This window comes from Rhodoglobus sp. G.S.23, from assembly GCF_056675935.1.
Window position 1 is genome coordinate 71,553 of record NZ_CM155237.1, and the last position, 25,998, is coordinate 97,550.

The following is a 25,998-nucleotide window of genomic DNA, read 5'->3' on the forward strand; positions in this document are numbered from 1 at the left end:
TCCTTTCGGCGTCGAGCGAATTCGACAGTTACCAGATTCCTCGTTCCTCGCCGTGGGGGCATCGGCCGCAAGAACGCAGTTTCACCAGCAAAGGACGGCACAAAAAATCACCCTTTTGATGGATGGGAGTGACCGTTGCCGAGAGTAGGGTCGAACAATGAGCCACACCGCGTTGACCCCGGTTTTTATCGGGTTGCGCACCAGTTTGCACATCCTTTTTGCGGCGCTGACCGCGGTCGTGATCGTGCGTGCCCTGGTTAGCAACAACCCCAACAGCGGCATCGTCATAGCGCTAGCCGCTCTCATGATCGTGACCTATGTCTTCGGCGGTGTGCTGGCCAAACGCACCATGACGACGCCATCAACGACTCGCTCGCTGAGCGGCTACCTTTGGTTGCTTGTCTTCTCCGGCGAATGGCTCGTTCTGGTCTGGTTGATTCCAGATGCCGCCTATCTGGTGTTTCCTCTCTTCTTCCTTTACCTCCACCTTCTCCCGCGTGGTTGGCGAACCCTGGCCGTGTTGACCTCTACCGGGCTCGCGATCGTGGCGCTCGGACTGCATTCGGGGTGGACAATCGGCGGAGTTGTCGGACCCCTTGTTGGTGCCGGCGTCGCGATAGTGATTGGCCTTGGCTACAAGTCATTGGCAACCGAAGCGGCGGAACGAGAGCTACTGATGAAGCAACTCCTCGAGACGCGCGACCAGTTGGCGCAGACCGAGCACGAAGCGGGAGTGCTTGCGGAACGAGCACGACTCGCGCGCGAAATTCATGACACCGTGGCGCAAGGACTGTCGAGCATCCAGATGTTGCTGCATGCGGCAGAACGCGCTGACCCGGATGCTGCAGGTCGTGAGCATGTGCGGCTTGCCCGCGAGACGGCGGCTACGAATCTCACCGACACCCGTCGGTTCATTCGTGAGTTGGCTCCGAGTGCGCTCATTGAGCAGGGCCTGGGGGCAGCATTGCGCCGCCTTGCCGCCACTCAGTGGCAGAGTTCGGATCGTGAGGTGCGAGTTCGGGTAGCTGATGCGCTTGATCTTCCGATGCCTATGCAGACAGCGCTGTTGCGTATCGCACAGGGGGCGATGGCTAACGTGGTTCAACATTCTGGGGCAACCCAGGCGACGATCTCGATTGCTCGGGATGCCGACGGCGTGACTTTAGTCGTGGCAGACAACGGGCGTGGTTTTGACTCCACCGCAGTCGCTGGAGAGACCGCGGCAGGTTTCTCTGATTCCTTCGGGTTGACCGCCACGCGCGAGCGCGTTGAGCAGCTCGACGGCACGCTGACTATCGATTCTGCGCCGGGAAAAGGAACGACAATGACGGTAGAACTGGCGCTGGAGGATGTTGCGAACGCTGTCGGGAGTGTCGATCCGAGTGCTTCTAGCGCGAGTGCGAGCGCTGCCGAGAGTGTCGTCGATGCTGCAGAGGCAACCTCGTGATTCGTCTGGTCATCGCGGATGACCACCCCGTGGTGCGGGCGGGGCTGAGAGCGTTGCTCGACCATGAGGAGGATCTCATGGTGGTTGCTGAAGCGGCGACGCCCGCTGAAGCCTTCGCGTTGGTGCAATCTGAGGTGCCCAATGTTGTCTTGATGGATTTGCAGTTCGGCACGGCCGAGACGGGTGCGGATGTCACGCGTCGCATCCGAGCGTTGGAAGCTGCGCCCTATGTACTGGTGCTCACCAACTACGACACCGATGGTGACATTTTGAGCGCGGTGGAGGCGGGTGCCAGTGGCTACTTGCTGAAGGATGCCCCACCTGCCGAGCTCGTTGCAGCCGTGCGCGCCGCCGCCGCGGGGGAAAGCGCGTTGGCGCCGGTGATTGCTGGTCGACTTCTTGATCGGATGCGAGCACCCCAGATCAGTCTCAGTAGGCGAGAAATCGAGGTGTTAGGGATGGTTGCCGAAGGTAAGTCGAATGCGCTGATTGCTTCGGAATTGTTTGTGTCGAACACGACGGTGAAGTCGCACCTGGCTCACATCTTTTCGAAACTGACTGTCTCGTCGCGCACCGCTGCGGTCTCGCGGGCACGCGAGTTGGGGATTTTGCGCTAAAGAAGAGCGCAGCCGCCGAGGTTAGGCACTGCAGCCAGCGGTTAAAGGGAGAGTGCGGTGGAAACGAAGCGTTGGGCTTCTTCTGCACTGATACCGAGTTCGGCGGCGCGGTCGGCGTATGCTTTCGCATCGAGTTGGAGCAGTGCTGCAGCATCACCGGGGCGTGCCTTCACGACGGTGCCGTTTCGGCCACGGGAGAGCAGAAAGCCGTCTGCTTCAAGTTCGCGATAGGCGCGAGCAACAGTATTGGGTGCAATGCCGAGGTCGCTGGCCAGTTGACGAACAGTGGCAAGTTTGGTGCCGGCAAGGAGTTCACCGCTGGCGATCTGAGCGATGGCCTGTGCTTTGATCTGCTCAAAGGGCGGAACGGATGCCGAGGTATCAATCTCGAAGGTGACGGGACTTTCGGTCGGTGTGCGACGCCACGATTCAGCCATGGTTGATTCTCTCACACGCTGTTTTGGGCGGGCTCGCGCCAGTCAGATCGCTCTAATCGACCGTCTCAGTTCTCGGTGGGGGCGATATTCATTCCGAGTTCGTTCACTGGCGAATTGTCGACGGGAACAGGCGAGTGCTCAACAGGGCAGTTGAGAATTGTGTTCGGCGTTGAATGATCGATGAAGTGTTCCGACATCGGCTGCCCACATACAGGACACAGCGCGTCACTAACTTGCTGAATGACGTTGTCGTATGGCCCCAGACCGGGAGTGCCGAGAATCGGCAACAGTTTGAGGTTGAGCCAATCGATGAATCCGACGTAGCCTCGACGGCCAGACGTCTCATCCTTGCCTTTCGTGTGCTCGTATTCGTTCATGACTTCAGATTAGCCACGCGCGTCAGCCACCGTAAGGGGGGAGTGGCGACAGCTGTGCTGTCGCCACTCTGCCGTGTTGTGGTTATGGGTGAACCCGCGGCTTCTGTGCGCTGTTGGCGCTCGGGAGGCTAGGCGTCGCGGCTCTTGGTGAGTGTGGCGGCCGCAATGTTCAGCACGACAACCCACGTGAGCAGCACGAGGAAGCCCTGGGTGGGGTCGAGGGTGAGTACGTCGTCGGCGATGCCTCCGAGCGGCGGACCTCCAGCAGCGGAGTCGCTACCGATGGCATACATTTGGCTGCCAGCGGAAGACGGCAGGAGAGCCGAGAGGTTGTAGATCCACGTGGCTTGAGCGACGCTCGAGAGAATCGCGAGCACGGTCGGAACCACAAGAATCAGCCCGAGCGCGGTGGCAATACCACCGGCGCTGTTGCGCAGAATGGCACCGAACGCAAACGCCAACAGGGCGATGAGAGTCAGGTAGCCGGCGCCGCCGACGAGTGCTCGCATCACTTCGCCATCCAGAAGCTGTCCTTCAACGCCCTTGCTCGCGAGTATCGGCGCGGTCACGAGTGCCGTGAGGACGATTGATACGAGGCCGACCACGAAAGTGGCTACCGCAAGCACTAACGCTTTCGCAAAGAGGGCTGGCAATCTTTTGGGTACCGCCGCAAAGGTGGAACGAATCATCCCTGTCGTGTACTCGCCGCTAATGATGAGCACGCCGAGTACGGCGGCGACGAGCTGCGTGAAGTTCACGCCAAGCGTTGCCACCATCACCGTGAACGATTTCTGCGTTTCGGCGTCAAGGGCTCGGCCTGCTGAGGTGTCGAGAGTGGCTGTCATGAGCAGGCCAAAGCCGACCGTGAGCAGTACGAAGATCACAAACGACCACTGGGTCGAGCGAAGCGTGCGCAGCTTGATCCATTCGGAGCGCACAACGCGGGGGAAAGTCAGTTTCGTCGCGCGGTTGGCTGTGGGAGCCGGTGCGGTCTCGAGGGCGGTGCTGGTCATCGGGAAACCTCCGAGTGGTATTCGACGTCATCTTGTGTGAGCTCTAGGTAGGCGTCTTCAAGCGATGCAGAGAGCGGTGTGAGTTCATGAAGCACGATGCCTGCCTGTGCTGCAGCCTCACCGATCTGAGCGGATGCCAGACCGGCGATAGTCAGAAGGTCACCTTCGACGCTGGTGACGGTAACGTCACTGCCCGCGAGTCGATTGGCGAGTTCCGTGGCCTGTGGTGTGCGAACCCGCACCGCGGTTCCAGTTGCGAGCGCCAAAATCTCGCCAACGGGAGCATCCGCAATGATGCGGCCGCGCCCGAGCACGATGAGGTGGTCTGCGGTGAGGGACATCTCGCTCATCAGGTGCGAGGAGAGGAAGATTGTGCGACCCTCTGAGGCGAGGTGCCTCGTGAGTTTGCGCACCCACATCACACCTTCGGGGTCGAGACCATTGACAGGTTCATCGAGGATGAGTGTTTGGGGGTCGCCGAGGAGCGCGGCGGCAATTCCGAGGCGCTGGCCCATGCCGAGCGAGAACCCTCCGACACGTTTCTTGGCAACGGATTCGAGGCCGGTCATCGCGATGACTTCATGCACTCGCGCTTTACCGATTCCGTGGGTGGCAGCCATGGCAAGGAGGTGGTTGTAGGCGGTGCGGCCGGTGTGGATTGCCTTCGCGTCGAGGAGGGCTCCGACTTCGTGCATCGGGTTGTGGTGTTCGGCGTACCGTTTTCCATTCACGGTAACGGTGCCAGAATCAGGGCGGTCAAGCCCGATGATGGTGCGCATAGTGGTGGACTTGCCTGCGCCATTGGGGCCGAGGAAACCGGTAACGAGACCGGGACGGATGGTCGCGGTGATGTTGTCGACGGCGGTTTTGGCACCGTACCTTTTGGTCAAACCTTGAATTTCAATCATGTCTTCCAGGGTAGAAGCCCCGTCGCTTGGCGGCGTCCCCCGAGCGGATGAGGTTGTGCGCTGGGGGTAGTCCTGGGGGACTACTGGCATGCGTGCGGTTCTGCGATTTCTCTTCACTTTGGGGCATCCGCAACTTAGCCTGATCCCATGCCTCTGGATGCTCGCACTCTACTTTCGGGACCACGCGGCCGTCGCTTGTGTCTTGCCGCTGCCATGCCCGAGCGGCTTCTGGCGACTCCGGAAGTCGCGGAGCTGTGGAGTGTGCTGGTCTATGCTGCGCATCATCTGGAAACTGCACGGGGTCAGGGCGGAACGATTTTCGGTTGGAACATTCCTGACCCCCTTCCCGAACCCTCTGCGGAGGAAGTCGCAGTAGCGCTCGAAAACATTCCGTTGTCGTTGCTTGGCGTCGCGGATCTTCTCGACGCTATCGCTGTTTGTGTAGACAGTGCGCGCTACTGGCAAGAGCCCGATGGTACCGATGAACTGTTGCTGGATTTCCGCCTCGATCACGCTCTCGAACGCATCGCGGATCATGTTGTCGCGTTGCCGTCAATCGAATGGTGGAGCGAGCCCATGGCCGCCGAGCAGTGGGCGGTCAAATTTCAGGACCCCCGCTTTCAGATGCCTGGGGCGCCGCCTGCAGCGGAGACTCTTCGCTTGTGGTCTGCCGCAATGGATGAAAACGAGCAGACGGCGGTTCGGGAACGCCCGACAGATCCCGCCGCCAATTTTTCAGGCGACTGGTGGTCGAGGCCACCGTTCGGACTCAGCGCGACGACGCGGGCGCTACCAGAGCTGGGCCCGGTCGGTCTCTGGTTGATCGAAGATCGCTCTGACGATGGACTGGTGAATAGCCATCCCGTGCCCGTCGAAGGCACTCCGCGCGTGTGTGAAATTGTTTCGGCAGAGTCTTGGGCCGAGCTTTGCCGGCGATACCCGCGCGAGGTCACCGCTACCCGGCGCCACGACTGGTACCGCGCCACCGGCCGAAACGGTAAATGGATGATGCCTGATTGGTCGCGAGTGGCCCACGATTTCGATGCGGTGCACCTTTCCCTCGCTGCCTACCTTTCTGCCGCTGGCGTCGCTATCCCGCTCGACGACGGCTTCGCGAGTGTCATCGCCGGGTGGAACCCCGACGAAACGTACTGGTTTACCGATGTTGTGACGCATCCGGTCTCTGATGCCACTTGGATGCGAGAGGTCCAAACGCGGCGGTGGCGACGGCACGCGACTAATTCGGGAGTGTGACAACTGGGGCCGACTAGAGCATCCCGGAGTGAATAGCGTAGGAGGCCGCACCGGTGCGCGAGGTCTGGTCGAGCTTGGTGAGGATGTTGGCAACGTGCCGGTGCACGGTGTGCTCGCTGAGCACGAGTTCCGTAGCGATTTCGGGGTTGCTCAGTCCTCGCGAAACCAACCGGAGTACTTCGAGTTCTCTGGCAGAGAGCCGTCTATCGTTTGGTTCACCGGACGCTTCACCAGCGACAGCGGCGAGTTGTCGCGCTTGGGTGAGATCGTCGAACGCCGATAGTTCGGAAAGTACTTCTGTAGCGATGGCGAGGTGACGTTGGGCCGCGGCCGGGTCGCCTGTCGCGAGGAGCACCTTCGCGAGCGCGAGGCGAGTATGGGCTTCGTCGAAGCGAAGTCCGGCAGCATTGAATCGTCGCACCGCCTCGATCAGTAGCGGGACTGCGGCGACCGGTGGGGCAAGAGCGGCAGCGGCAGCAGCTGCGGATGCCATGAGGGAGTCGGTTCCTGTCAGTTCAGCAGTATGGCGAAGTTCGTTCGCGAAGAGTTGTGCCTGCTCGGTCTTGGCGGCAGCGTGAGCAATGATGACGGCGAGATAAAGAACGTCGGCGCGAACAATGCGACTGTTGCGCGGCAGCCAATCGAGAAGCCCCCGGATAGCAGTCCAAGCGCTCGCGGTATCGCCGCTGGCTAAACGTAGCTGGGCAATGCCGGTGATCGCGAGGGGATGAAATTCGGCTTGCGCAAAGAGGGCTTCGGCTTCATCGAAACGACCTTGGCGGCGGCGGAGTTCTCCCAACTGCACAACAGCCTCAAGTCGTGAAGTGCGTTGAGACGATGAGAGCCGTTCCATGACGCCGACGAGTTCGTCTTCGGCTTCGCGCCACGATCCGCGGGCTACCTGAACGGAAGCGTATTGGATGCGGCACACAGTGAAGAGGGGAGCGAGATCGCGTTCAACACAGATCGCTTCCACGCGGCGACACCAGTCAGCGGCACGCGTCACATCCTTATTTTGGTTGCAGGCGGCGATCAACCAACAGCACACTTTCCCCATCCACATGGGGTCGACCACGTCGCCCGATGTCGCTGCGGCCACCGCGGCATCCAATTTGGCCATTCCGCCCTCGAGATCTCCGGCGCTGGTCATCGCTACGCCCTGGAGGGCCATGCCGACCACGTCAAGGTCGCCAACGTCGAGTCGCCGTGCGATGTCGGATGCTCGCACTGCTGAAGCCAATGCGCGGTCGGGGTCATGGCCGACTTCCATCGCCAGTTCTGCTTCACGCACCGCATGCCAACCATGTTCTGGGGACTCGTCGAGCCCCTCAAGGAGTGACTCGGCCCGCGTCCACCATCCGAGCGCTACCGCATCGCCGTGCCCGAACAGCAACGAGTCCCATGCCAGACTGGTGGCGGTGCGTGCTGCCCCGAGTGAATCGCCGAGCTCGCGGTGGCGTCGGTAGGCAGATTCGCGTGATCCGACACAGGTTTCACCATCGTCGAGCCACCAGGCGGCTTGCGCCAATCCCTCATAGGCAAGAGGGTCGCGAGTTTCCTTTGTGACAGCGAGAAATTCGGTTCGTGCGACTTGCCACGAACCGGCAGCTAATGCTTCGCGTGCCGACGTAAGGGACGTCATCTCCTCATTATGGTCCTTCGCTCGCCGGCCAGTCGGGCCCGGGCCCGTGTCCGTGCCCGATCTGGCCCGGCGAGTTTGGGTGACTCAGGCGTTCACGCCAGCGGCTAGCGCTTTCACATCTGCCGTAGAAAGCGGGTTGCCGGCAATGCCCCAGCTGCCGCTGCGCACCTCTTCGACAACGCACCACGTAACGGGGCGCATGTTCTCGCCCTCGATTCCCACCATGGCGTCGGTAAGCGTCCGAATCATTTCTTGTTTCTGCTCGTCGCTGAAGACGTTCTCAATGACTTTGACTTGGATGAATGGCATCTCAATCTCCTCGTATCTCGGCCCCACGCTGTGTGGGACTTCTCCATCAACTGTCGTCTTCTGAGGGTTGCTGCGCGTCGGCAAGACAGGCCATTTGTGGTCGTCGGGCTTGTGGCCCGATCGGGTCATGAAGCCAGAGATCTCGGAACAATTGCCCTCTGATGAGGCAGTACCGTCACTCGGAGCGCTCACCGCTAAAGTTGGCGCATGTCAGCCACCGCATCCAGCCGCACCGCATAGCGCGCGTCAATGATTGGTCGACGGCGCGGTACACCGAAGCCATGCCCCGCGGTCAATGAGGCTGGTCACGCGGTAGCGACCACCAATCACGCTGCCGATAATCTTGTCACCTCAGTTCGACGATGGTCGAGCAGATTTGCCCTCGACATACGTATCTCATCAGTCCAGACCAGCGATTGTGAATGAGTTGGCTGGGTTCACCTCACCTCAGCTCAGCACTTTCGGAGTTCGCAACACAGGGTGACTAGTCTCGGTTCACCCTGTCCCACTGAACAGTGTGCTGCGCGCGACCTTTAGTCAACCCCGGCACCGGTCGCGGAGGGCCTTTCGGGATCTGAATGCTGCTCGCTGCCCAATAAGTCGAGGATGTGAGTCTGGAAAGTCGGAAAGGTCACGTATCCTGACGTAATCGACAAAGGAGTTGACAATGCCAAAACTATATTACGCTGGCCACACATTTGAACTCACGCCAACCCTTCCCGGGGAGAACATTGCAAACCGAATTGACCAGGGATTAATCGAAGGGCGAAATCTGGTGGGGAACACGAAGGTTCCCACGAATATGGTTCTCGCCGTCACGCGTCTGGCCAACGGCAACGACCTCCTGTTTGGATTCAGTGGATCCTTACCCATCGCTATCGAAAGCGACTCCGGGCAGCAGGATGAATGACAACGCCAGTCCAAAGCGCCTAGGAAATCACACTGCTAGCGTTGGCGCATGTCGGCCACCGCATCTAATCTAATCGCCGCGCTTGCCACCATTCCTGAGCATTGGCAGCCACACCGCATAGCGACCGTCAATGACCACGACGTGAAGATCGTGAAGCTGCAGGGCGAGTTTGTGTGGCACAGTCATGACGAGACTGACGAGTTGTTTTTGGTGGTGGAAGGGGAGCTCACGATCCAACTGCGGGACCGCAACATCGTGCTCGGCCCGAACGAACTCTTTGTGATCCCTTGCGGCGTTGAGCATTGCCCGAAGGCTGACCTCGAGGTATCCGCCGTCATCATTGAACTCGGGGGAACGGTAAATACGGGCGACGCAGGGGGAGAACGTACCTCTCCGCTGCGCGAACTGAGTTAGCCGCGCGCCACCTTCGCAGTGAGTGCCGCTTCTACCGCCGCCTTCGCGACTGAATAGCGGCTGCGCACCGTCGACGCGTTGAGTCCGAGCACGGCAGCGGCATCGGCAATCGTGAGACCGTCCCAGTGGATGAGTTTTAGCAGTTCGGATTGTGCGGCCGGCAAGGTTTCAAGCGCAGCGCGCACCTCGAGTTGGATGTTGTTCTCGCTCTCGGCGACGGCGAGGGTATCAGCGCGAACGAGCTCGGTGCGCAGCGTTTCCAGAAGCTTGCCTCGGCGGCGACCCGTTCGGCGATGGTTGAGCAGAGTGTTGCGCGCGACTCCATACAGCCACCGCTTTACCTCCTCGTCGGGGGTGGGCATCGCGCGTCGTCGGCGCCACGCGACCAGGGCCGTCTCGGAGAACAGGTCCGCAGCATCCTCGACATTCTCTACGCGATACGTGAAGTAGGCGAGGAGTGCCGACTGGTGCTGCCGGATCGCATCGCGGGCGCGAGTGTCTACGGCGTGCACTCGTCGATCCCTCTCCCGGAAATGCCCAGCAGTGGAGTCCCGCGAGCCTCGAATTCGGTCAGCGTCGCCGCGATCACTTGCGACTTGATTGACCGTGAGAGGATTTCTGCCGTTTGCTTCGCAAGTACCGTTTCGTGGTCCATGAAGGCGGGGTCGGGGCGGATGGCCGACCAGTCTTCTGTCTGGATAAACACCTTTGCTTCGTCAAAGGTCTCTTGGTCGAAGCCAGGCTGATGCTCAACCGGGAGCAAGGTATACCCGCCGCTACAGGCGAACTCTTGTCCATGAGTGCTGATGACGACGTTCCAAGTCAGGTCGTAACCCTCGCCGGTTTCGAACAGGGAGGGCGGAAGGAGGGGAAACAAGAGCCCAGCTGCGGCCGCAGCTGCGGTGCCGGTTCCGAGGAGGAGTGCCGAGACACCAGCGATGACGGCAGGTCGTCGATACTGCGGTGATCGTGTGGAGGATTCGACAACATCGTTCAGGGCTGCCGAAACGGCCGGGGTTGTCAGGTCGCGCCGAGGGGTGCTCGTATCGAGCAATTCGGTCGTTCTGTCCATAACATTCTCCGCTTCGTAGTGTTGCTCCTACTCAGTACATGTCCGGCTGAAGGGTGGATGTCCACGCTCGCCGGCCTCGACTCTCGAATAAAACCGCACAACGCTCGACATTTCCTCGGTTTTGCCTTACTCTAAGGCAACCCATCACTCGTCGTTAGGGGAACCCCGTGTCGCAGGCGCTGAAGACTGAACAATTGGATGCCCCGAACGTGTTGTCTGGGCGACTGATCGTGGCGCGCATCCGGAAACTCATTCTGACCGCTGGCTTCACCCTCATGGTGTATTCGATTTTCACTACGGCCAACCGAGGTTACTGCCCGGTTGATGTCGCTACTGATGGTTCTCTTGTAGGCAGCGACGGCAACTTCACTGAAGTAGCACCCAGCTGTGTGAATCTCACGCTTCACCCCAGCGGCCTCATCTATTTGGCAGTTTTTGCGATCATCATCGTTACTCTCAATTTTGTGCTCCGACGAGCAAACGACGAAGAATCTGCTCTGCAATATCTCGACCGCGCGGAACTTGGGATCATGGTTCTGGCCGTCGTTTCGTTGCTCATCAGCCAGATTTGGTTCTGGATGATTCCGATTACTGACTGGAACGGCAGCGGCACGTTCTATTTCCCGTTCCCCTTCGGTGCCGTTGACCTCATCACCACCCCGATCACTACGCAATAGGACGGATGCCGTTCCCCCCTCAGCACACTGGCGATTTTCAGGGTAGGCACCGGCTTCTGCTTTTCACTGGGAGTATTGATCCCATGACCGCCACTGCCACGCCGGCCCGCCTCCGCGCTGCCGCGATCGCGACCTTCCTTGTCTTCGGTATCAATGGGTTTGTGTTTGCGAGTTGGGCGGCCCGCATCCCTGCCGTCACCGACACCCTCAATCTCACACCCGGCCAGATGGGTGCTCTCCTGCTCTGTGTCGCCGTTGGTTCGCTGATCGCCTTGCCCACAGCCGGTTATGTGACAGGCAGAATTGGCACCGCAAATACCGTGCGCGTTGCGGGACTGATCGCCGCGCTCGCCGGAGTCGGTATCGCCTTGTCGCTCTCAGCGGCAACCACGGTCGGAACCGCAATCTCTTTGTTCTTCTTTGGCATCGGAATCGGACTCTGGGATGTCGCTCAGAACATTGAGGGTGCCGACGTCGAGCACAAAATCGGCCGCACCATCATGCCGCAACTCCATGCCGCTTTCAGCGGTGGTGCCTTTCTGGGCGCGCTCCTCGGTGCCGGGCTGTCGACTCTGGGGGTCGGATTGCCCGCGCATCTTCTCGCGATCGTTGTGGTGGTAGCCGTGACGACTTTTGTTATCCCGAAGTACTTCCTGGCGCGTATTCCTGAAGTGACGCAGCCCGCAGGAGAACCTGCCCCGCCGAAGGTGCGCACTGCCTGGACCGACCGCCGTACCCTACTGATCGGTGTTGTTGTGCTTGGTGCAACCCTCACGGAGGGCGCAGGAAATGACTGGATTGCCAAAGCAGCAGTCGACGGACTCGACGTCACAGAATCCAACGGCGCCCTCATGTTCGCGACCTTCGTGCTCGCCATGACCCTGATGCGATTCTTCGGAGGCAAAGCGATCGACGCCTACGGTCGCGTTCCCGTGCTGCGCGCCAGTATGGCGGCCGCAGCAATCGGCCTCACGCTCTTCGTGCTTGCGCCAAACATCGGGCTAGCCATGGTCGGCGTCGCCCTGTGGGGCATCGGCGCCGCGCTCACATTTCCGATGGGGATGTCGGCGGCAGCCGATGACCCCAAGCATGCCGCCGCTCGCGTATCAGTGGTCTCCACCCTCGGGTACGTCGCGTTCCTTGCCGGACCACCACTGCTGGGCTTCCTCGGCGACATCGTCGGAATCAGATTCGCGTTGCTGGCAATCGGAGTTCCCATCCTGATTGCTCTCGTGCTGGCTGGGGCCGCGCGGCCGTTGCGCGACAGCATTTCCCTGAAAGCAGAGCTATGAACACGAGAACTCGCTCCCTCATCGCTCGAGCCTTTCGGGTTCGACGGCTCATGATTGCTCGCGCATTTCGGAGTCGTCGACTGATGCGTGCGCCGATCGGACTGTACCGCGCCGGGTTCGGCTTCCTTTTTGGCAGACGCCTGATGATGCTTGAGCACACCGGCCGCAACTCCGGCGAATCCCGCTACGTCGTCTTAGAAGTAGTGACGAGCCCGAGCCCGAACGAAGTGGTGATTGCGTCAGCCCTCGGTCGACGCGCCCAGTGGGTTCGCAATCTGGTGGCCGAACCGAAATGCCACGTCAGCATCGGGTTTCGCCGCCGAATCCCCGCTAGCGCAGAGGTGCTCGGGCCAGACGACGCCCAAGCCTATCTTGCGGCCTACCAAGTACGGCATCCGAGGGTGTGGAAAGAACTCACCGCACTCATGACCTCGCTCCACGACGGAAACCCTGACTTCGAAATCCCCCTCGTTCGCATCACGCTCCACCCTTAAGCCGAGCCGAACAAACCCGGAAATACTCTTTGGGTCTAAACCTTTTCGTCGACGATGCCCACGAAGCGACTGCCAATGCCATCGATCTCCGAGCGGAACACCCCTTCAGCGGGAGCGGGAAGCTCATCCGCATCATGCCAATCGCACGTCAAATATGTGAAGGCTGGCCACCACTTCTTCGGTCGGGCTGCTTCCGTGAAGCCGCAGACCGTGCACGTCAGTTGCATCCACACGGGACGCTTGCCGGTGCGGTTGGCGCGCGACTGAACCAACCAGGCTGGGGGGTTGGTTTCGAGTTCTTCGAACTCGGCATCCGACATCCGATTCGGGAGGTCATGCCGTCGAGCCATCTCGAGAGGGATGTCGAGGCGCAGTGCAGCTTCCCGTCGTGTGATCATGTTCCTACGGTACGCGAACTGGGCGGGCGCCCGTACTCGTTGGCCCGAATCTGCGCGCCAATGGAGACCCCTAGCTGAGGTAAATCTTGCGCAGCGTTTCGGTGACCGTCCACGTGGTCTTCATGCCGTCGGTGAGCCGCACAACGTCACCGGGGCCAACAGCGATCGTGCGATTATCCGCAGCGAAGTGGATGCTGGCGCGCCCGCTAATGACCACAAAGACCTCATCGACCTCGGTGTCTGCTGCGGTGCCAACGCTCATCTCCCAGACGCCGATCTCGGTGTCGCCGAGGGTATCGAGCACGGCGTACCCCGCGGTGGGAGTGCCCTCCACTACATCAGCGGCCTCAAGGGCCTCGTGGGCGACGGGGACGGCGCTCGCCGCAAGGGGAGTGCCGGGGGTGAGAAGCGGGGCGGGTTCGGTCATGGGGTTCAGCCTATGAGACTGGGCTGCAGATCGCGCAGGGTGCGGCGGTGGGTCATTCGGGTCACTCCGATGGCGGCCAGGATGAGTGCGCCACTGAGCCAGGCGCCGAGGACGAGAGCGTCGGTGCCGACTCGGGCTAGGTCGCCGCCGTACATGAGTTGGCGCATCGCATCCACGACGTAGCCCATGGGCAGAACATGGTGGAGCGCGGCGAGCGGGGCTGGCAGGGTTTGCCACGGGAAGGTGCCGCCGGCGGTGACGAGTTGCAGCACCATGAGAACGAGCCCCAAGAATTGGCCGACCGAGCCGAACCAAATGTTGAGAGCAAGAATGATTGCGGCATAGGTGAAGCTTGCCGCCACCATGACCCCGAGAGTGCCGAGCGGATGCGTGAAGCTGAAGCCGAGCGCAGCAGCGAGCACGCCGAAGAGCGCAACCATTTGGAGCGCACCGAGCACTGCTGGGGTGAGCCAGCCAGCGAGAGTGACGCGTAACGGTGACCGGAGGGCCGTTACGGCACGCTTTGAGATGGGTTTGACGATGAGGAAGAGCGCGTAGATTCCAATCCATCCGGCTAGCGCTGTGAAGAAGGGCGCGAGGCCTGCGCCATAGTTGCCCGCTGCCGTGACTGCGCTCGTTTCGACATCAACCGGATCGGCAATCGCCGCTGATTGCTGTTCGCGCAAGTGGGTAGTCGAGGCGGGGATCGCTTCAACACCATTCTCAAGCCCGTCACGAAGCTGAGTCGTGCCATCGGCGAGAGTTCCCAGTCCGCTTTCTAGCGCACCAACGCCAGCGCTGAGGGTTGAAGCACCGGACTGTGCCGAGCTCACCCCGGCTGCGAGTTGGGTTGCGCCCGAGGCGAGGTCGGCGGCTCCGCTCGCGAGCGACGTGGCGCCCGCCGAAAGCTCATCAACCTTCGACACCGCAGACTGTACGGTGCCATTTCCTTCAGTGATGCGCGCGCTCAGCGGGTCGAGGGAGGCAAGCACGGTGTCGATCTCAGCAGCATCAAGACCCTGATCGGTGAGCGCGGTGATGAGGTCGGCGCGTGCGGAAGGAAGCGCATCCGCAATGGTTTGGGCTGCGGTGCCCGCGCGGTCGGCGTACCCGGCGAGCTCACGATTGCCGGCGGCGACCTGAGCTGCCCCCGCGGAGATCTGGTCGGCACCGTTGGCGAGACTGCCACTTGCGGTGCTGAGCGTAGACAGTCCTGTCGCTAACGTTCCCGCGCCATCCGACAACTTGTGGGCACCCGTCACAGCATCATTCGACCCGTCGACGAGCAGCGTTGCGCCGTCGGTGGCATCAGAAAGTTCGGTGCGGATGTCAGAGATTGCGGTCAATAAAGTGTTTGCTGCTTCTTGACCAACAAGTTCCGCTACCGAGCGCCGGATCTGCTCAACAGCCTGCTTGCCGATGGTCGACGCCAAATAGTTGTTAGCGTCATTGGTCTCAAGAGCGATCTCGGCCTGATGCGGATTCGTGCCCGCGATGGAGGTCAGAGCATCCGAGAAGGCGCTGGGGAGTGTCACCGTGAAGTCGACGGTTCCGTCAGCAAGAGCCGCAGACGCCGCGGATGCCGTGAAGACATGCCACTCAAAGTCGTTTCCTGCGAGCAGGTCGTCGGCAACGCGCTCACCGTAGTTCACTGCCTCTGTGTCACCGTCGGCGGGGACACCATCGTCGGCGACCACGAGCCCGACGGGCACTTCAGCGAAGCTGCCGTAGGGGTCTTGGTTTGCCCACAGGTAGACGCCGCCATAGAGCACGGGCACAAGCATGAGCGCGAGTAGCGCCAGCATGGCCATGCGCGAAGAAGTGAGTCGTCGCAGTTCAGCGACGACCATGGAGAAAACCTTCATGCGGGATGTACTCCTGTGGTGGTGCCGCTCTGGGTAATGGCCCACTCCGAGGCGCGACCAGCGACGGCAAGAATCGCGAAGCCACGAGTGGCGAACTCGTCGAGGAGGTTCCACCATTCCAGGGGCGGACCACCATGGCGGTCGGGGGCGGTCACGACGAGTGCCTCGACACCGGGGCGAAGAGTGGCCAGTTCGCACAGCACCCGCAGTCGCGTGGAGGGCTCAATATCTGCGATCGGCGTGGTGGCAAGCGTGCGATAGCCCAGTTCTTCTAACCAGCGTCGGGTAGATAGTGGGTCGGCGCGACGGCCAGCGAACATGAGTTCTTCGGCCACAACACCAGCTAGGGGAACGCCAGCATCTGGGTCAGAAACGCCGGGGGCATCAACGAGAGCAACCCGACGACGTAGCGCACGGGCATCCGAAGCGCCGTCGATGGTCACGGTTCCCGAGTCTGGCCGCATGCGACCGGAAGCAATCAGGCCAAGCACGGTTGGACGTTGTTCTGTTTCGGCAACAGCGAGGGTCACATTGCCGGTGGAGAACGTAGCGGATGTCGCGGGCAGGGCTTCGTTGTTGCGCCCTTTAGTGACGGTGGTCAGTTCGACGCGCATTACTCGGAGCCGAGAATCGACGGGTGCTCTTCGAGCAGTGCGACGCTTTCGCGCCAGGAGAGCCCAGCCACGCTGAGGGTGGTGCGCACGGCGAGGGAGCGTGCTTCGGGCAACGCAGCATCGACGCGAGTGATCGCGGCGCGGGCCGCCTCCTCAACAAGTCGCGAAAGTGTGGTGACATCCATGTCGGTGCGGAGAGTTTCGGCATCTTGGCCGCGCTGCAGGATCTCAACCACGGTGCGCCGCAAGGGTGCAAGAGCTTCTGCCGTGGCAGAAACATGGGTTTCATCGAGGGCGGTGGCAGCCACGACCTGCATGTGGGCGGCCTCACCCCAGAGAAGCGAGGCGAGTCGAGCCAGAGCCACTTGAGGGTCAGTGTCGTCAACCCGCAGTGCGATCGCGTTGAACCGTTGGGCGCCTGCCGCGATGACTTCGGTGACGAGAGCGTTGCGGTCAGTGAAGTGCCCATAGAGTGCGCGCCGAGAGAGGCCGGCTTCGCGCGCGATGGTGTCGATCGAGGCTTGCGGGTCGTGGGCGATCGCTGCAGTGGCGGCGCTCAGGATGCCGGCGCGGTTGTCGACAGCATCCTGGCGGGGACGTCGAGTGGCGGGGGTGGTCATTCCCTCACTGTAATAACTTGCACAATGATGTGCAAGTTATTACCGGCTACTGTCAGGTCAGCGCTCTGCCGAGCAACGCTTACGAGTCGAAACCGAGCCCGAGAGCATCCAACGTCTTGAGAATGGCATTGCGGCGACCCTGATTGTGGTCGGCCCGGTTCAGCGACCACCGCGTCGCATTGATTCCCAGCGAGGCAATCGGCTCAGGCGGGAACGGCAACGGCATCTTCTTCACCATCTCCAACTCGGTGCGCTCCGTCGTCAGCCCATCGAGCTTGTCGAGCATCACCTGAGCAGCAAAACGAGTCGCCCCAACACCGAGCCCGGTGAAGCCAGCCGAGTAAGCGACCCGACCAGCACGCGCGGTTCCAAAGAACGCACTGAACTGCGTTGAGGCATCAATAGCCCCAGCCCAACGGTGGGTGAACGTGAGACCCTCCAACTGCGGAAACGTCGTAAAGAAATGACTCGCGAGCCGCTCAAAACTTTCCGGACGGTGCTCATACTTGTCACGAACCTTGCGACCGTAATGATAAACCGCGTCATATCCCCCGAAGAGAATACGGTTGTCAGCACTCAGCCGGTAGTAGTGGAACTGATTCGCCATATCGGCAAGACCCTGACGATTCGACCACCCGATAGAAGCGAGTTGCGCGGGGCTCAAGGGTTCCGTCATCAGCACATAGTCATACACGGGAACCGTCTGCAGGCGCGCACGCTTGAGCAACGACGGAAAAGCATTCGTCGCGAGTGCAACCCTGGCGGCACGCACCATACCCTTTCGGGTGTGCACTGCTGCAGCATCCGTTGGGCCACCGGATGTCTCGACCTCACGCACTGGCGAGTTCTCAAAGATCTCGACCCCGAGTTCGCTCGCGACCCGCGCCAGTTCACGAACAAGTTTCGCGGGGTGCACGAGCGCGTTGATGCGTTTGTTCCACACCGCGGCAAGGTAGGTGGGGGAGTTCACTTCTGCTCGAACCGCAGCCTCGTCAAGAAAGACCGTGTTCTCGTCAGTCTTGGCCTCTTTCAGCCACGCAATTTCGTGCGGCTCAATAGCGAGGTCGAGGGATCCGGTGCGCTCAAAGTCGCAATCGAGCCCCAGTGACGTCACGCTGGCCTCAATCTCATCGAGGTTCTGCATGCCGAGGCGGTCGAGCTGTTCGTACTCGTTCGGCCAACGGCTCAGGCCGTTCTCTTCACCGTGGGTGAGGCTGGCTTCGCAGAAACCGCCGTTGCGGCCAGAGGCAGCCCAACCCAGTTCGCGGGCCTCGAGCAGCACAACTTTCGCGTCGGGGTTGCGCTGCTTAGCGAGCACGGCGGTCCACAGTCCGAGGTAGCCACCGCCAACGATCGCGAGGTCGGCCGTGATCTCGCCACGGAGTGCAGCAAACTCGGGGGCATCCTTGACGTCGTCGATCCAGAACGGCTTGTGTATCGAGCCATGGAGCGAATTGCTGATGACGGATGCTGCTGGCGGGTTTCTTTCAAAAACTACTTTGCCCACGGGGCACGTTCCCTTCTCGCGTGGTTGGTCGCGAGGTTCATGATTGTGCGGGCGCGAGGTAAACGCGCTCGCCTTCGACGAAGGTCTGTTCGGTGCGGGTGAGGCCGATTTCGGCAACGGGGCCCGCGAAAGGGTTGCGGTCAAGAACCACGAGGTCGGCAAGCTTGCCCACCTCGATAGTGCCGGTCTCATCGAGGTGATTGGTGAAGGCAGAACCGGCGGTGTATGCGGTCATCGCGGTCAACAGGTCGAGGCTTTGCTCGGGCAAGAACGCCTCGTACTCGCCTTCTTCGTGGCCGGGCGCCGCAATGCGATTCACGGCGACATGGATGGCCGCCATTGGGTCTGGACTAGACACCGACCAGTCGCTGCCCGACGCCAAATGTGTTCCGGCGCGGTGCAGATCGCCCCACGGGTACTGCCATGAGCTGCGCGGTTCACCCAAGAACGGCAGGGTTAGGTCGACCATTTGGGGCTCGAGTGCAGCCCAGTAGGACTGCATGTTGGCTGTCACTCCTAACTGAGCGAAGCGGGGAACGTCATCCGGATGCACGACCTGAAGGTGCGCAATGTGGTGACGGTTGTCGTTGGGACCGTTGATAGCTCGGGCGGCTTCGATTGCGTCGAGGCACTCCCGCACGGCGCGGTCTCCGATGGCGTGAAAGTGCACCTGGAACCCAAGAGCGTCGAGTTCGGTGACATTCGAGATCAGTTGAGCGGCGTCGACAAAGGAGATGCCCGAATTGCCGGTGTGGTGACCGCAACCATCAAGGTAGGGCTCGAGCATCGCGGCGGTGAAGTTCTCGGCTACTCCGTCTTGCATGATCTTGACGGTGGTCGCAGCGAAACGTCCGGCAGCATTGTGCTTGCGCCGAAGAACAAGTTCGGGAATCTGCTCGGGGCCGCGCTTGCGATCCCACCACAGGGCTCCGACGACGCGAGCCGTCAACGTGCCAGCTGCTGCTGCTTCCATGTAGGCGGGAGTGGCGTCGCCAGAATCGCCGTAGCCACCCAGGATGGCGTCCTGCCAAGCCGTGATCCCGAGCGAGTGCAAATACTCTTGACCGATCGACAGGGCGCGCAAATAGTCTTCGGGCGAGGTCTCGGGCAGCAGTTGGTTCACGAGCGACATCGCCCCTTCGTGGAGGGTGCCGGTGGGGTGACCGTCGGCGTCGCGCTCTATCCGGCCATCAGCAGGATCGGGGGTTTCGCTCGTGATGCCGGCCAGTTCTAGCGCTCGCGAGTTCACCCACGCGCCATGGCCATCGCGGTTCGGGATGAACGCTGGCCGGTCTGCGACCGCCGTGTCGAGATCGGATGCCGTTGGTGTTCCTCCGGGGAAAGCCGCCATGTTCCAGCCACCACCCAAAACCCACTCAAGCTCGGGGTTAGCGTCAGCGTAGTGGCGAATCCGGGTGAGGTACTGCTCGCGAGTGGAGTCGTAGGCGAGGTCGCAGCGGATGAGGTCGAGACCTCCCCAGACGGCGTGCACATGGGCATCCTGAAAGCCTGGGCTCAACAGCTTGCCTGCAAGGGCAACGACCTCGGTATCAGGACCGATGAGAGCTTGGATGTCAGCTTCGGTAATCGGCGAGTCGTCAGCGCCTGCGGGAACATCCGCACCAGTGCTGACGGCCACGATCCGGCCAGCCGACACGGCGACACTTCCCATGCTCGGTTCAGCACCGGTCGCCGTGAAGACGGCACCTCCAGTCAAGACAAGATCAGCGAATGACATATTTTTGTGCACTTCCCTTAGCGGTCTGGTGTTTGGAGAGCGGTGACGGTCTAGCCGCCGCCAACGGTCTTAGCGATGTCGGTCGCGGAGTCGCCGGCCCGACGCAGGACGTAGGCCACCAACCCCAGCGCAGCCAGGGTGAGGAGCAGCATGATCGTGGAGACGGCCGCGATTTCTGGTCGCAACCCGCTTCGCACCGCGCTGAGTACATAAACGGGCCACGGGGTGGTGCCTGAAACCTGCACGAACGCCGACACGATCGTGTTGTCGAGACTCAACGTGAACGAGAGAAGCCCACCAGCGAGCACGGCAGGCATCACCAACGGAAGGGTGATTTGCGTGAAACGTCTGAACGGAGGCGCATACAGGTCAGCTGCTGCCTCTTCCAAGCTTTCATCGATACCGATCAGGCGCGAGCGCACGATATACGCCACGACTGCGGTCGAGAACAGGGAATGACCGACGACGAGTCTGACAATGCCGTTGTCGAAGATGCTGAGGCCGACATCCTGACCGAGAAAAACCATCCACGGCAAGAGCGAGACGGCATCCACAATTTCGGGCGTGACCGTGACAAGGATGAGCAGAAGCAAGAACGCTGGCGCCCACTTGCCGGCCCGGCGCGCCAACGCGACTCCGGCCATGGTGCCGAGGGCTGTCGCAATCAGGGCCGCGATAAAGCCGGTCTGTATCGACACCATCACGGCATCCGTGATGGCGGGCTTCGTGACGATCGTGGCGAAGGAGCCAAACCCGAACTCATTCCACGCTACGAGCAGTCGGCCCTCGTTGAAGGAATAGATGATGATGATGGCGATGGGGGCAAACAGGAACCCGAAAACGAGGACTGCCCACACCTTGAGAGAAATGTCGGTGAGCGATAGCCGGTTCATTATTTGTCTCCCAACACGAGACGATTACGACTCCTGAGCGGCCAGGTTGCCAACCATGAAAGGAGCGCGGCGATGAGCACGGTCGTGAGGATTGTCAACACCAGCACAACTGCCATTGCCGAGCCCAACGCCCAGTTTTGTGCGGTCTGGAACTGGTTGGCGACCATTTGGCCGGCCATATTTCCCTTGGCTCCACCCAGCACGGTCGCGGTGATGTAGTCGCCCATGAGCGGGATGTAGACGAGCAAGATGCCGACGATAATGCCCGGCTTTGCCAGAGGCAGAGTGACATTGAGGAAGGTGGACCATCGCCCCGCGCCGAGGTCTTTGCTCGCCTCACGCATAGGCAACGACACCCGATCAAACGCTACAAACATCGGCAAGATCATCAATGGGATGTAGTTGTAGACCACACCGATCAGCACTGCCGTGCGAGTGAAGAGGATTTCGAGTGGTTGATCGAGCACGCCGATCGACTGGAGGGCGTTGGAGAGCAATCCGCTCGGGGCGAGGATGATTTGCCAGCCAATAGTGCGCACCAGAAAGTTTGTCCAGAACGGAATCATCACCATGGCTAAGAGGATTCCGCGGCGAGCCACCGGGGCCTTGAAGGCGAGCCAATAGGAGAAGGGGATGGCGATCGCCAAGCAGATAAGCGTGCCAACAACTCCCACCCACAGCGTGTTTTGGAAAGTAGCGAAGAACGTCGGGGAGAGCGCTTCAGCGTAGCGATCTAGCGAGAGCACATCATTAGCGTGGGTGCCAAAAATGCCGGGCTTGTATCCGAAACTGAACCACACAACAAGCGCGACGGGCGCGACGAAGAAGGCGAACAGCCACGCCCACGCAGGAATTGCGAGGGCGAACCCCGGCAATGTCAATCGGCGGCGCGGGCGCGCGTGAGGCGCGCGTGCCCCAAGTTCTGGGGCGGCGCGGTCCTCAACGGTGACGGTCATTGTTTACTCTCGATTAGCTGCAATGGCTAAGCGCCAGCAGCAGCCTTGGTCTTGTCCCAGATCTCAACAATGCGCTGCTGTGCTTCGGTGAGCTTCCCCGTGTGCATTGTCTTGACCTGTTCTTCATCGAAGAAAACCAAGTCAAGCATTTCCAGATCGGCAGCACGTGCCGCTTCTTCGATGCCGGCACCACCGGTGTGGTACCCGATGTAATCAAGCTCGCGCAAGGCCTTCTCGGGCGCGAGCACATAGTTAATGAAAGCGTGAGCAGCCTCGGGGTTGGTCGCGCCCTCCGCGATAGCCCAGTTGTCCATCCACAGCTCGGTATCGGGGGAGCCGAGCACCCACTGCCAGCGGTCGGGCTCGTCACTCTCCATGATTCCGATGCGAGCGTCACCGTTCCAAGACTGCATGAGGATCTGCTGCGCTTGAGGAATAGCCGCACCACCCGGGTAGGAGTCGAAGGCCGAAATGTGGGGAGCGAGCTGCGTGGTGAGGAACTCTTCTGCCGCGGCCAAGTTTGCCTCGTCGGTGGTGTTCCAGTCGATTCCGTTGGCCCAGTAGTAAATGCCCAGCAAGGGGGAGGGGTCGTCGAGCACCGAGGTCTTACCGCTGGCTTCGTTCTGCGCAGCATCGATGAAGTCTGCCCACGTGGTGAGCTCACGACTGATTTTGGTTTTGTCGTAAACGTACCCCGTGGTTCCCCAGGCCTTGCAGATGGAGTACTCGTTGTTGGGATCCCAATCACGGCTCAGGAAATCGGGGTCCATGTCGGCAATGTTGGGAATCAGATCAAGGTTGAGCTTGCTCAGCAGGCCGTTCTCGATCATCTGAGGAATGAATGGGCCGGTGGGGACCACAATGTCGTAGCCGCTGGTGCCGCGGGCCGCGATGAGCTTGGAAATCAATTCTTCATTGGAAGCAAATGAGTCGAAGGTGATTGTTGGGCCGAGTTCGCTTGAGAACTCGGAGACCACGTCGGGGTCGTCGTAGTCACCCCAACTGTAGATCGACAGGCCACTTTCGAGTGCGCCACCGCTGGCTTGCGGCGACGAGCCAGCACCAGATTGCGGGGTGCAGGCGGCGAGCAACGCCGCGCCGGCTGCGGTGCCGGAGAGGGCAAGAAAACGGCGCCGGTTGAGTTCCGACTTGATGATCTTGGTTGCCGAGGTCGAGGCGAGAATGCGAATAGGGGTTTCGTGTGACATCAGGCTGCTCCTTCTAAAGGGCGATCGAACTGGTGGGTGGGGCTGGATTGGAGACCGCGCGGGCGATGTCGGCCTGGGCCTCGGTCGCCTGCTCGCTCGGGAAAAGGTGAACGCTCGCCGACTCCCAAGCGCAGACGACGGTGTCGCCGACGGCGAGTCGAGGGGCGTTGGGTCGCGGAATGCGCGAGAGGAGCGTCTGGCCGTGACCGATCGATATCAAGAACTGAAGCGTCTCACCCTGATGGGAGACGCCGATTACTTCTCCAGCAATCTCGTTCACCGCAGCGCTGGACACTTCCGCGCCGGCCGAATTTGTTGCAGTGACTGTGACCGCTTCTGGCCGCACCGCTGCTTGCGCGTCGGACCCCGCATCAAGTTCAGGATGAGGGGTTGCCGCGTTCAGAATTCCAAAGCGTGACTCCATAACGGCCGTATTGGTCGACACCGTTCCCGGGATGAAGTTCTGCTGACCAATGAAGCCGGCAACGTAGGCGCTCGCCGGGTTGTCGTAGATCGAATCCGCGTCATCCAACTGCTCGATGCGGCCTTTGCGCATGATGGCGATGCGGTCACTCATGGAGAGGGCCTCGCCCTGATCGTGGGTGACAAAGATAAAAGTGATCCCCAGCCGCGACTGCAGAAGCTTGAGCTCAATCTGCATCTCTTCACGAAGCTGGCGGTCGAGAGCGCCGAGCGGCTCATCGAGCAGCAGCACGGAAGGATTGTTGATCAGTGCTCGAGCTAACGCGATGCGCTGTTGCTGGCCACCAGACAGTTGAGTGGGTTTTCGGTCAGCAAATGACCGCATTTGCACGAGGTCAAGCGATTCGGTGACGCGCTCGCGGATCTCCGCCTTAGCGATTCCCTTTTGGCGCAGACCGTAAGACACATTCTCGGCAACGCTCATGTGTGGAAAGAGCGCGTAGGCCTGAAAAACCGTGTTGACGTTGCGCTTATGTGGCGGAATTCCGACAACATCCTGACCAGAAATTCGGATGCGCCCCTCGGTTGGCTCTTCAAAGCCGGCGAGCATCCGCAACGTCGTGGTCTTTCCGCAACCGGAAGGACCGAGCAGGGACAGGAACTCCCCTGGCCGCACGTGCAGACTGATGTCGTCTACGGCTATTGCGCCGCCAAACTTCTTGGTCACACCCTCGAGAACGACCGAGCCTTCTGGCTCTTCGGTGCTCCCTGTTTCGACGTTGGTGCTCTCTGCCGTTGAGCTTTCGGACCCGATGTTCTGAGCTGAAACCGTCACGTTGTACGCACCTCCGAGTTCGTGAAAACTGATTCACGACTAGTGATGTAGTCAATCGGAAAACGGGGCAAGATGCAACGGTATGCATGGTTATGTTCGTGTTACAGAACGGAATTCGTTGCGAAAGACGGCTTTAACTGCGCAAAACAGCACGGTTCGCGCAGCTGGGCAGCGAGCCGGTTGTCGCGGTTTAGTTATTCGTAGCGGCGGTGAATGAGGCGGGACAACACAATCGAGCTGCGGGTGTTGTCGATGTTCGTGGCGGTTCGCAGGCGTTCAAGGGCGACCTCTAGCGAGTGGATGTCGCGCGAGCGCATATGAACGACAGCGTCGGCCGACCCACTGACGGTTCCGGCATCCACCACTTCGGGGATGGCGCTCAGGATTCGCTTGAGTTCGTGCGGAGCGACATTGCCGCGGCAAAAAAGTTCAACATAGGCTTCTGTTCCCATGCCGTCTACGGCTGGATCTACCTGAATGGTGAAACTGCGAATCACGCCGGTAGAGACGAGCCGGTCAACGCGACGTTTAACTGCGGAGGCGGAAAGTCCTACAGCTTCACCGATATCTCCATAGCCCGCACGGGCGTTGAGGCGGAGCATGTCGATGATTCCAGCGTCCAACTTGTCCATTCGGACAGTCTACGGCGATATATTGTGCGTTGACCAGCCATTGCGCCGAATTAGTGCGCATATTGCCGAGACATTGCGGATAGGTGCGTGAAACACTGGAGCTATGACGATCACTGACACCTCATCGACCACGCCTGCACGCCAGGCCACCGCGAAGACCGTGCTGATGTGCCGTCCCGACTTCTTTACGGTCACGTACAGCATCAACCCGTGGATGAACCCCAACGATCCCACAGACACCAGCCTCGCTGTCAAGCAGTGGCAGACGCTCTACGACACCTACATTGACCTTGGCTTCACCGTTGAGCTCATTGACCCCATCGACGGCCTGCCCGACATGGTCTACGCCGCAAACGGCGGATTCGTGATTGACGGCAAAGCCTACGGCGCCCTCTTCACCTACGACGAGCGCAAGGCCGAAGGCCCCGCCTACATGGACTGGTTTGGCGCCAACGGCTTCGACGTAGCTTCCCCCGAGAACGTTAATGAGGGTGAGGGCGACTTCCTCCTTGTCGGCGACAACATCCTTGCAGGTATGGGCTTCCGCACCTCAGTCGAAAGCCACCGAGAACTCGCTGAAATCTCCGGCCGCAACGTTGTCTCCCTCAACCTCATTAACCCCAGCTTCTACCACGTAGACACTGCGATTGCGAAGCTTGACGAGACCAACATCGCCTACTTGGAGAGCGCCTTCGATGAGCCCTCCCTCGAGAAACTCCGTGCGCTGTATCCCGACGCCATCCTCGCCACTGAAGAGGATGCGGCAGTGCTCGGACTCAACTCCTACAGCGACGGCTACAACGTCGTCATCGCCGCCCGCGCCAAAGACTTCGAGCGTCAACTCAAAGAGCGCGGCTACAACCCCATCGGGGTCGACCTGTCGGAGCTGCTGCTGGGTGGTGGCGGCGTCAAATGCTGCACCCTAGAACTTCGCCGCTAGCGGCACGGTACCTCTGACTTCGCCGCTAAACGGCGAGATGCGCTTGGCGCACTGAACAGAACGAATGGCCTGCGCGTCG

Annotated in this window: 29 protein-coding genes; 9 read left to right on the forward strand and 20 right to left on the reverse strand. The window is 60.7% G+C overall.

Translation table 11 applies throughout. The features are described 5' to 3' along the window. Positions 1-157: 157 nt before the first annotated feature. Positions 158-1,447, forward strand: coding sequence for a sensor histidine kinase (locus AC1ENN_RS00375; protein WP_449647936.1), 1,290 nt, complete (start codon positions 158-160; stop codon positions 1,445-1,447). Then, positions 1,444-2,064 carry a response regulator transcription factor gene (locus AC1ENN_RS00380; RefSeq protein WP_480406351.1) on the forward strand — a complete coding sequence of 207 codons (621 nt, stop codon included), beginning with the start codon at positions 1,444-1,446 and terminating at the stop codon, positions 2,062-2,064. Before AC1ENN_RS00375 ends, AC1ENN_RS00380 begins: the two co-directional genes overlap by 4 nt. Positions 2,065-2,105: 41 nt before the next feature. Here the strand turns inward: AC1ENN_RS00380 and AC1ENN_RS00385 are convergent, their stop codons facing one another. The 4 genes from AC1ENN_RS00385 to AC1ENN_RS00400 form a co-directional block, all read right to left on the reverse strand. Further along, positions 2,106-2,501, reverse strand: a complete 396-nt coding sequence (locus tag AC1ENN_RS00385; RefSeq protein WP_449647938.1) for a GntR family transcriptional regulator — start codon at positions 2,499-2,501, stop codon at positions 2,106-2,108. Between the two features lie 65 nt (positions 2,502-2,566). Continuing rightward, positions 2,567-2,878 carry a hypothetical protein gene (locus AC1ENN_RS00390; RefSeq protein ID WP_480391535.1) on the reverse strand — a complete coding sequence of 104 codons (312 nt, stop codon included), beginning with the start codon at positions 2,876-2,878 and terminating at the stop codon, positions 2,567-2,569. A gap of 128 nt (positions 2,879-3,006) precedes the next feature. Further along, the gene (locus AC1ENN_RS00395; RefSeq protein WP_449647940.1) at positions 3,007-3,891 is read right to left on the reverse strand and encodes an ABC transporter permease; all 885 of its coding nucleotides are present in this window, start codon (positions 3,889-3,891) and stop codon (positions 3,007-3,009) included. Then, positions 3,888-4,799: an ATP-binding cassette domain-containing protein gene (locus AC1ENN_RS00400; protein WP_449647941.1), complete on the reverse strand. Its 912-nt coding sequence runs from the start codon at positions 4,797-4,799 to the stop codon at positions 3,888-3,890. Before AC1ENN_RS00400 ends, AC1ENN_RS00395 begins: the two co-directional genes overlap by 4 nt. A 147-nt stretch (positions 4,800-4,946) precedes the next feature. Here AC1ENN_RS00400 and AC1ENN_RS00405 point away from each other — a divergent pair, with 147 nt between their 5' ends. After that, entirely contained in the window at positions 4,947-6,053 is a 1,107-nt protein-coding gene (locus AC1ENN_RS00405; RefSeq protein WP_480406352.1) for a hypothetical protein, read from the forward strand. A gap of 13 nt (positions 6,054-6,066) precedes the next feature. Here the strand turns inward: AC1ENN_RS00405 and AC1ENN_RS00410 are convergent, their stop codons facing one another. Next, positions 6,067-7,695: a LuxR C-terminal-related transcriptional regulator gene (locus AC1ENN_RS00410; protein WP_480406353.1), complete on the reverse strand. Its 1,629-nt coding sequence runs from the start codon at positions 7,693-7,695 to the stop codon at positions 6,067-6,069. An 84-nt stretch (positions 7,696-7,779) separates the two neighbouring features. Further along, positions 7,780-8,004, reverse strand: coding sequence for a tautomerase family protein (locus AC1ENN_RS00415; protein WP_449647944.1), 225 nt, complete (start codon positions 8,002-8,004; stop codon positions 7,780-7,782). 667 nt (positions 8,005-8,671) lie between these two features. Here AC1ENN_RS00415 and AC1ENN_RS00420 point away from each other — a divergent pair. Continuing rightward, positions 8,672-8,914, forward strand: a complete 243-nt coding sequence (locus AC1ENN_RS00420; protein WP_480406354.1) for a hypothetical protein — start codon at positions 8,672-8,674, stop codon at positions 8,912-8,914. A 48-nt stretch (positions 8,915-8,962) separates the two neighbouring features. Next, complete coding sequence (locus tag AC1ENN_RS00425) at positions 8,963-9,328, forward strand: cupin domain-containing protein (RefSeq protein WP_480406355.1); 366 nt, start codon at positions 8,963-8,965, stop codon at positions 9,326-9,328. Here AC1ENN_RS00425 and AC1ENN_RS00430 read toward each other — a convergent pair. Together AC1ENN_RS00430 and AC1ENN_RS00435 are read right to left on the reverse strand one after the other, a co-directional pair. After that, positions 9,325-9,840: an RNA polymerase sigma factor gene (locus AC1ENN_RS00430; protein ID WP_480406356.1), complete on the reverse strand. Its 516-nt coding sequence runs from the start codon at positions 9,838-9,840 to the stop codon at positions 9,325-9,327. The two genes, AC1ENN_RS00425 and AC1ENN_RS00430, sit on opposite strands and share 4 nt — an antisense overlap. Next, positions 9,828-10,400 carry a hypothetical protein gene (locus tag AC1ENN_RS00435; RefSeq protein WP_480406357.1) on the reverse strand — a complete coding sequence of 191 codons (573 nt, stop codon included), beginning with the start codon at positions 10,398-10,400 and terminating at the stop codon, positions 9,828-9,830. The genes AC1ENN_RS00430 and AC1ENN_RS00435 overlap by 13 nt, the downstream gene beginning before the upstream one ends. A gap of 167 nt (positions 10,401-10,567) precedes the next feature. Between AC1ENN_RS00435 and AC1ENN_RS00440 the strand changes: the two genes are divergently transcribed. The 3 genes from AC1ENN_RS00440 (at position 10,568) to AC1ENN_RS00450 (ending at position 12,863) form a co-directional block, all read left to right on the forward strand. Beyond that, positions 10,568-11,077: a hypothetical protein gene (locus AC1ENN_RS00440; protein ID WP_480406358.1), complete on the forward strand. Its 510-nt coding sequence runs from the start codon at positions 10,568-10,570 to the stop codon at positions 11,075-11,077. Between the two features lie 83 nt (positions 11,078-11,160). Next, positions 11,161-12,369 carry an MFS transporter gene (locus tag AC1ENN_RS00445; RefSeq protein WP_480406359.1) on the forward strand — a complete coding sequence of 403 codons (1,209 nt, stop codon included), beginning with the start codon at positions 11,161-11,163 and terminating at the stop codon, positions 12,367-12,369. Beyond that, positions 12,366-12,863, forward strand: a complete 498-nt coding sequence (locus AC1ENN_RS00450) for a nitroreductase family deazaflavin-dependent oxidoreductase (protein WP_480406360.1) — start codon at positions 12,366-12,368, stop codon at positions 12,861-12,863. Before AC1ENN_RS00445 ends, AC1ENN_RS00450 begins: the two co-directional genes overlap by 4 nt. A 35-nt stretch (positions 12,864-12,898) precedes the next feature. On the opposite strand, the gene AC1ENN_RS00455 is transcribed toward AC1ENN_RS00450, so the two are convergent. From AC1ENN_RS00455 to AC1ENN_RS00510, 12 genes are all read right to left on the reverse strand, one after another. After that, on the reverse strand, positions 12,899-13,261 hold the full coding sequence (locus AC1ENN_RS00455; protein WP_449648000.1) for a hypothetical protein: 363 nt from the start codon (positions 13,259-13,261) through the stop codon (positions 12,899-12,901). 70 nt (positions 13,262-13,331) lie between these two features. Then, positions 13,332-13,688 carry a cupin domain-containing protein gene (locus AC1ENN_RS00460; RefSeq protein ID WP_480406361.1) on the reverse strand — a complete coding sequence of 119 codons (357 nt, stop codon included), beginning with the start codon at positions 13,686-13,688 and terminating at the stop codon, positions 13,332-13,334. Between the two features lie 5 nt (positions 13,689-13,693). Beyond that, on the reverse strand, positions 13,694-15,553 hold the full coding sequence (locus AC1ENN_RS00465) for a YhgE/Pip family protein (protein ID WP_480406362.1): 1,860 nt from the start codon (positions 15,551-15,553) through the stop codon (positions 13,694-13,696). Continuing rightward, positions 15,550-16,167 carry a hypothetical protein gene (locus AC1ENN_RS00470; protein WP_449648003.1) on the reverse strand — a complete coding sequence of 206 codons (618 nt, stop codon included), beginning with the start codon at positions 16,165-16,167 and terminating at the stop codon, positions 15,550-15,552. The genes AC1ENN_RS00465 and AC1ENN_RS00470 overlap by 4 nt, the downstream gene beginning before the upstream one ends. Then, the gene (locus AC1ENN_RS00475; protein ID WP_480391561.1) at positions 16,167-16,787 is read right to left on the reverse strand and encodes a TetR/AcrR family transcriptional regulator; all 621 of its coding nucleotides are present in this window, start codon (positions 16,785-16,787) and stop codon (positions 16,167-16,169) included. Before AC1ENN_RS00475 ends, AC1ENN_RS00470 begins: the two co-directional genes overlap by 1 nt. Before the next feature lie 79 nt (positions 16,788-16,866). After that, on the reverse strand, positions 16,867-18,294 hold the full coding sequence (locus AC1ENN_RS00480; protein WP_449648005.1) for an NAD(P)/FAD-dependent oxidoreductase: 1,428 nt from the start codon (positions 18,292-18,294) through the stop codon (positions 16,867-16,869). Between the two features lie 37 nt (positions 18,295-18,331). Next, positions 18,332-20,032, reverse strand: a complete 1,701-nt coding sequence (locus AC1ENN_RS00485) for an amidohydrolase (RefSeq protein ID WP_480391562.1) — start codon at positions 20,030-20,032, stop codon at positions 18,332-18,334. Positions 20,033-20,082: 50 nt separating this feature from the next. After that, entirely contained in the window at positions 20,083-20,925 is an 843-nt protein-coding gene (locus AC1ENN_RS00490) for an ABC transporter permease (RefSeq protein WP_449648007.1), read from the reverse strand. Further along, positions 20,925-21,881 carry an ABC transporter permease gene (locus AC1ENN_RS00495; protein WP_449648008.1) on the reverse strand — a complete coding sequence of 319 codons (957 nt, stop codon included), beginning with the start codon at positions 21,879-21,881 and terminating at the stop codon, positions 20,925-20,927. Before AC1ENN_RS00495 ends, AC1ENN_RS00490 begins: the two co-directional genes overlap by 1 nt. Positions 21,882-21,907: 26 nt before the next feature. Beyond that, entirely contained in the window at positions 21,908-23,089 is a 1,182-nt protein-coding gene (locus AC1ENN_RS00500; RefSeq protein WP_480406363.1) for a polyamine ABC transporter substrate-binding protein, read from the reverse strand. A 13-nt stretch (positions 23,090-23,102) separates the two neighbouring features. Continuing rightward, the gene (locus AC1ENN_RS00505) at positions 23,103-24,347 is read right to left on the reverse strand and encodes an ABC transporter ATP-binding protein (protein WP_449648010.1); all 1,245 of its coding nucleotides are present in this window, start codon (positions 24,345-24,347) and stop codon (positions 23,103-23,105) included. Between the two features lie 194 nt (positions 24,348-24,541). Continuing rightward, complete coding sequence (locus AC1ENN_RS00510; RefSeq protein ID WP_449648011.1) at positions 24,542-24,979, reverse strand: Lrp/AsnC family transcriptional regulator; 438 nt, start codon at positions 24,977-24,979, stop codon at positions 24,542-24,544. A gap of 103 nt (positions 24,980-25,082) precedes the next feature. Here AC1ENN_RS00510 and ddaH point away from each other — a divergent pair, with 103 nt between their 5' ends. Further along, the gene (ddaH, locus tag AC1ENN_RS00515; RefSeq protein ID WP_449648012.1) at positions 25,083-25,919 is read left to right on the forward strand and encodes a dimethylargininase; all 837 of its coding nucleotides are present in this window, start codon (positions 25,083-25,085) and stop codon (positions 25,917-25,919) included. Positions 25,920-25,998 lie beyond the last annotated feature (79 nt).

Bases quoted from the DNA above. Each gene is read 5' to 3' on its own strand.
- AC1ENN_RS00375 (WP_449647936.1), top strand. From the start codon at position 158: ATGAGCCACACCGCGTTGACCCCGGTTTTTATCGGGTTGCGCACCAGT.
- AC1ENN_RS00385 (WP_449647938.1), bottom strand. From the start codon at position 2,501: ATGGCTGAATCGTGGCGTCGCACACCGACCGAAAGTCCCGTCACCTTC.
- AC1ENN_RS00390 (WP_480391535.1), bottom strand. From the start codon at position 2,878: ATGAACGAATACGAGCACACGAAAGGCAAGGATGAGACGTCTGGCCGT.
- AC1ENN_RS00395 (WP_449647940.1), bottom strand. From the start codon at position 3,891: ATGACCAGCACCGCCCTCGAGACCGCACCGGCTCCCACAGCCAACCGC.
- AC1ENN_RS00400 (WP_449647941.1), bottom strand. From the start codon at position 4,799: ATGATTGAAATTCAAGGTTTGACCAAAAGGTACGGTGCCAAAACCGCC.
- AC1ENN_RS00405 (WP_480406352.1), top strand. From the start codon at position 4,947: ATGCCTCTGGATGCTCGCACTCTACTTTCGGGACCACGCGGCCGTCGC.
- AC1ENN_RS00410 (WP_480406353.1), bottom strand. From the start codon at position 7,695: ATGACGTCCCTTACGTCGGCACGCGAAGCATTAGCTGCCGGTTCGTGG.
- AC1ENN_RS00415 (WP_449647944.1), bottom strand. From the start codon at position 8,004: ATGCCATTCATCCAAGTCAAAGTCATTGAGAACGTCTTCAGCGACGAG.
- AC1ENN_RS00420 (WP_480406354.1), top strand. From the start codon at position 8,672: ATGCCAAAACTATATTACGCTGGCCACACATTTGAACTCACGCCAACC.
- AC1ENN_RS00425 (WP_480406355.1), top strand. From the start codon at position 8,963: ATGTCGGCCACCGCATCTAATCTAATCGCCGCGCTTGCCACCATTCCT.
- AC1ENN_RS00435 (WP_480406357.1), bottom strand. From the start codon at position 10,400: ATGGACAGAACGACCGAATTGCTCGATACGAGCACCCCTCGGCGCGAC.
- AC1ENN_RS00445 (WP_480406359.1), top strand. From the start codon at position 11,161: ATGACCGCCACTGCCACGCCGGCCCGCCTCCGCGCTGCCGCGATCGCG.
- AC1ENN_RS00450 (WP_480406360.1), top strand. From the start codon at position 12,366: ATGAACACGAGAACTCGCTCCCTCATCGCTCGAGCCTTTCGGGTTCGA.
- AC1ENN_RS00455 (WP_449648000.1), bottom strand. From the start codon at position 13,261: ATGATCACACGACGGGAAGCTGCACTGCGCCTCGACATCCCTCTCGAG.
- AC1ENN_RS00460 (WP_480406361.1), bottom strand. From the start codon at position 13,688: ATGACCGAACCCGCCCCGCTTCTCACCCCCGGCACTCCCCTTGCGGCG.
- AC1ENN_RS00465 (WP_480406362.1), bottom strand. From the start codon at position 15,553: ATGAAGGTTTTCTCCATGGTCGTCGCTGAACTGCGACGACTCACTTCT.
- AC1ENN_RS00470 (WP_449648003.1), bottom strand. From the start codon at position 16,167: ATGCGCGTCGAACTGACCACCGTCACTAAAGGGCGCAACAACGAAGCC.
- AC1ENN_RS00475 (WP_480391561.1), bottom strand. From the start codon at position 16,787: ATGACCACCCCCGCCACTCGACGTCCCCGCCAGGATGCTGTCGACAAC.
- AC1ENN_RS00485 (WP_480391562.1), bottom strand. From the start codon at position 20,032: ATGTCATTCGCTGATCTTGTCTTGACTGGAGGTGCCGTCTTCACGGCG.
- AC1ENN_RS00490 (WP_449648007.1), bottom strand. From the start codon at position 20,925: ATGAACCGGCTATCGCTCACCGACATTTCTCTCAAGGTGTGGGCAGTC.
- AC1ENN_RS00495 (WP_449648008.1), bottom strand. From the start codon at position 21,881: ATGACCGTCACCGTTGAGGACCGCGCCGCCCCAGAACTTGGGGCACGC.
- AC1ENN_RS00500 (WP_480406363.1), bottom strand. From the start codon at position 23,089: ATGTCACACGAAACCCCTATTCGCATTCTCGCCTCGACCTCGGCAACC.
- AC1ENN_RS00510 (WP_449648011.1), bottom strand. From the start codon at position 24,979: ATGGACAAGTTGGACGCTGGAATCATCGACATGCTCCGCCTCAACGCC.
- ddaH (WP_449648012.1), top strand. From the start codon at position 25,083: ATGACGATCACTGACACCTCATCGACCACGCCTGCACGCCAGGCCACC.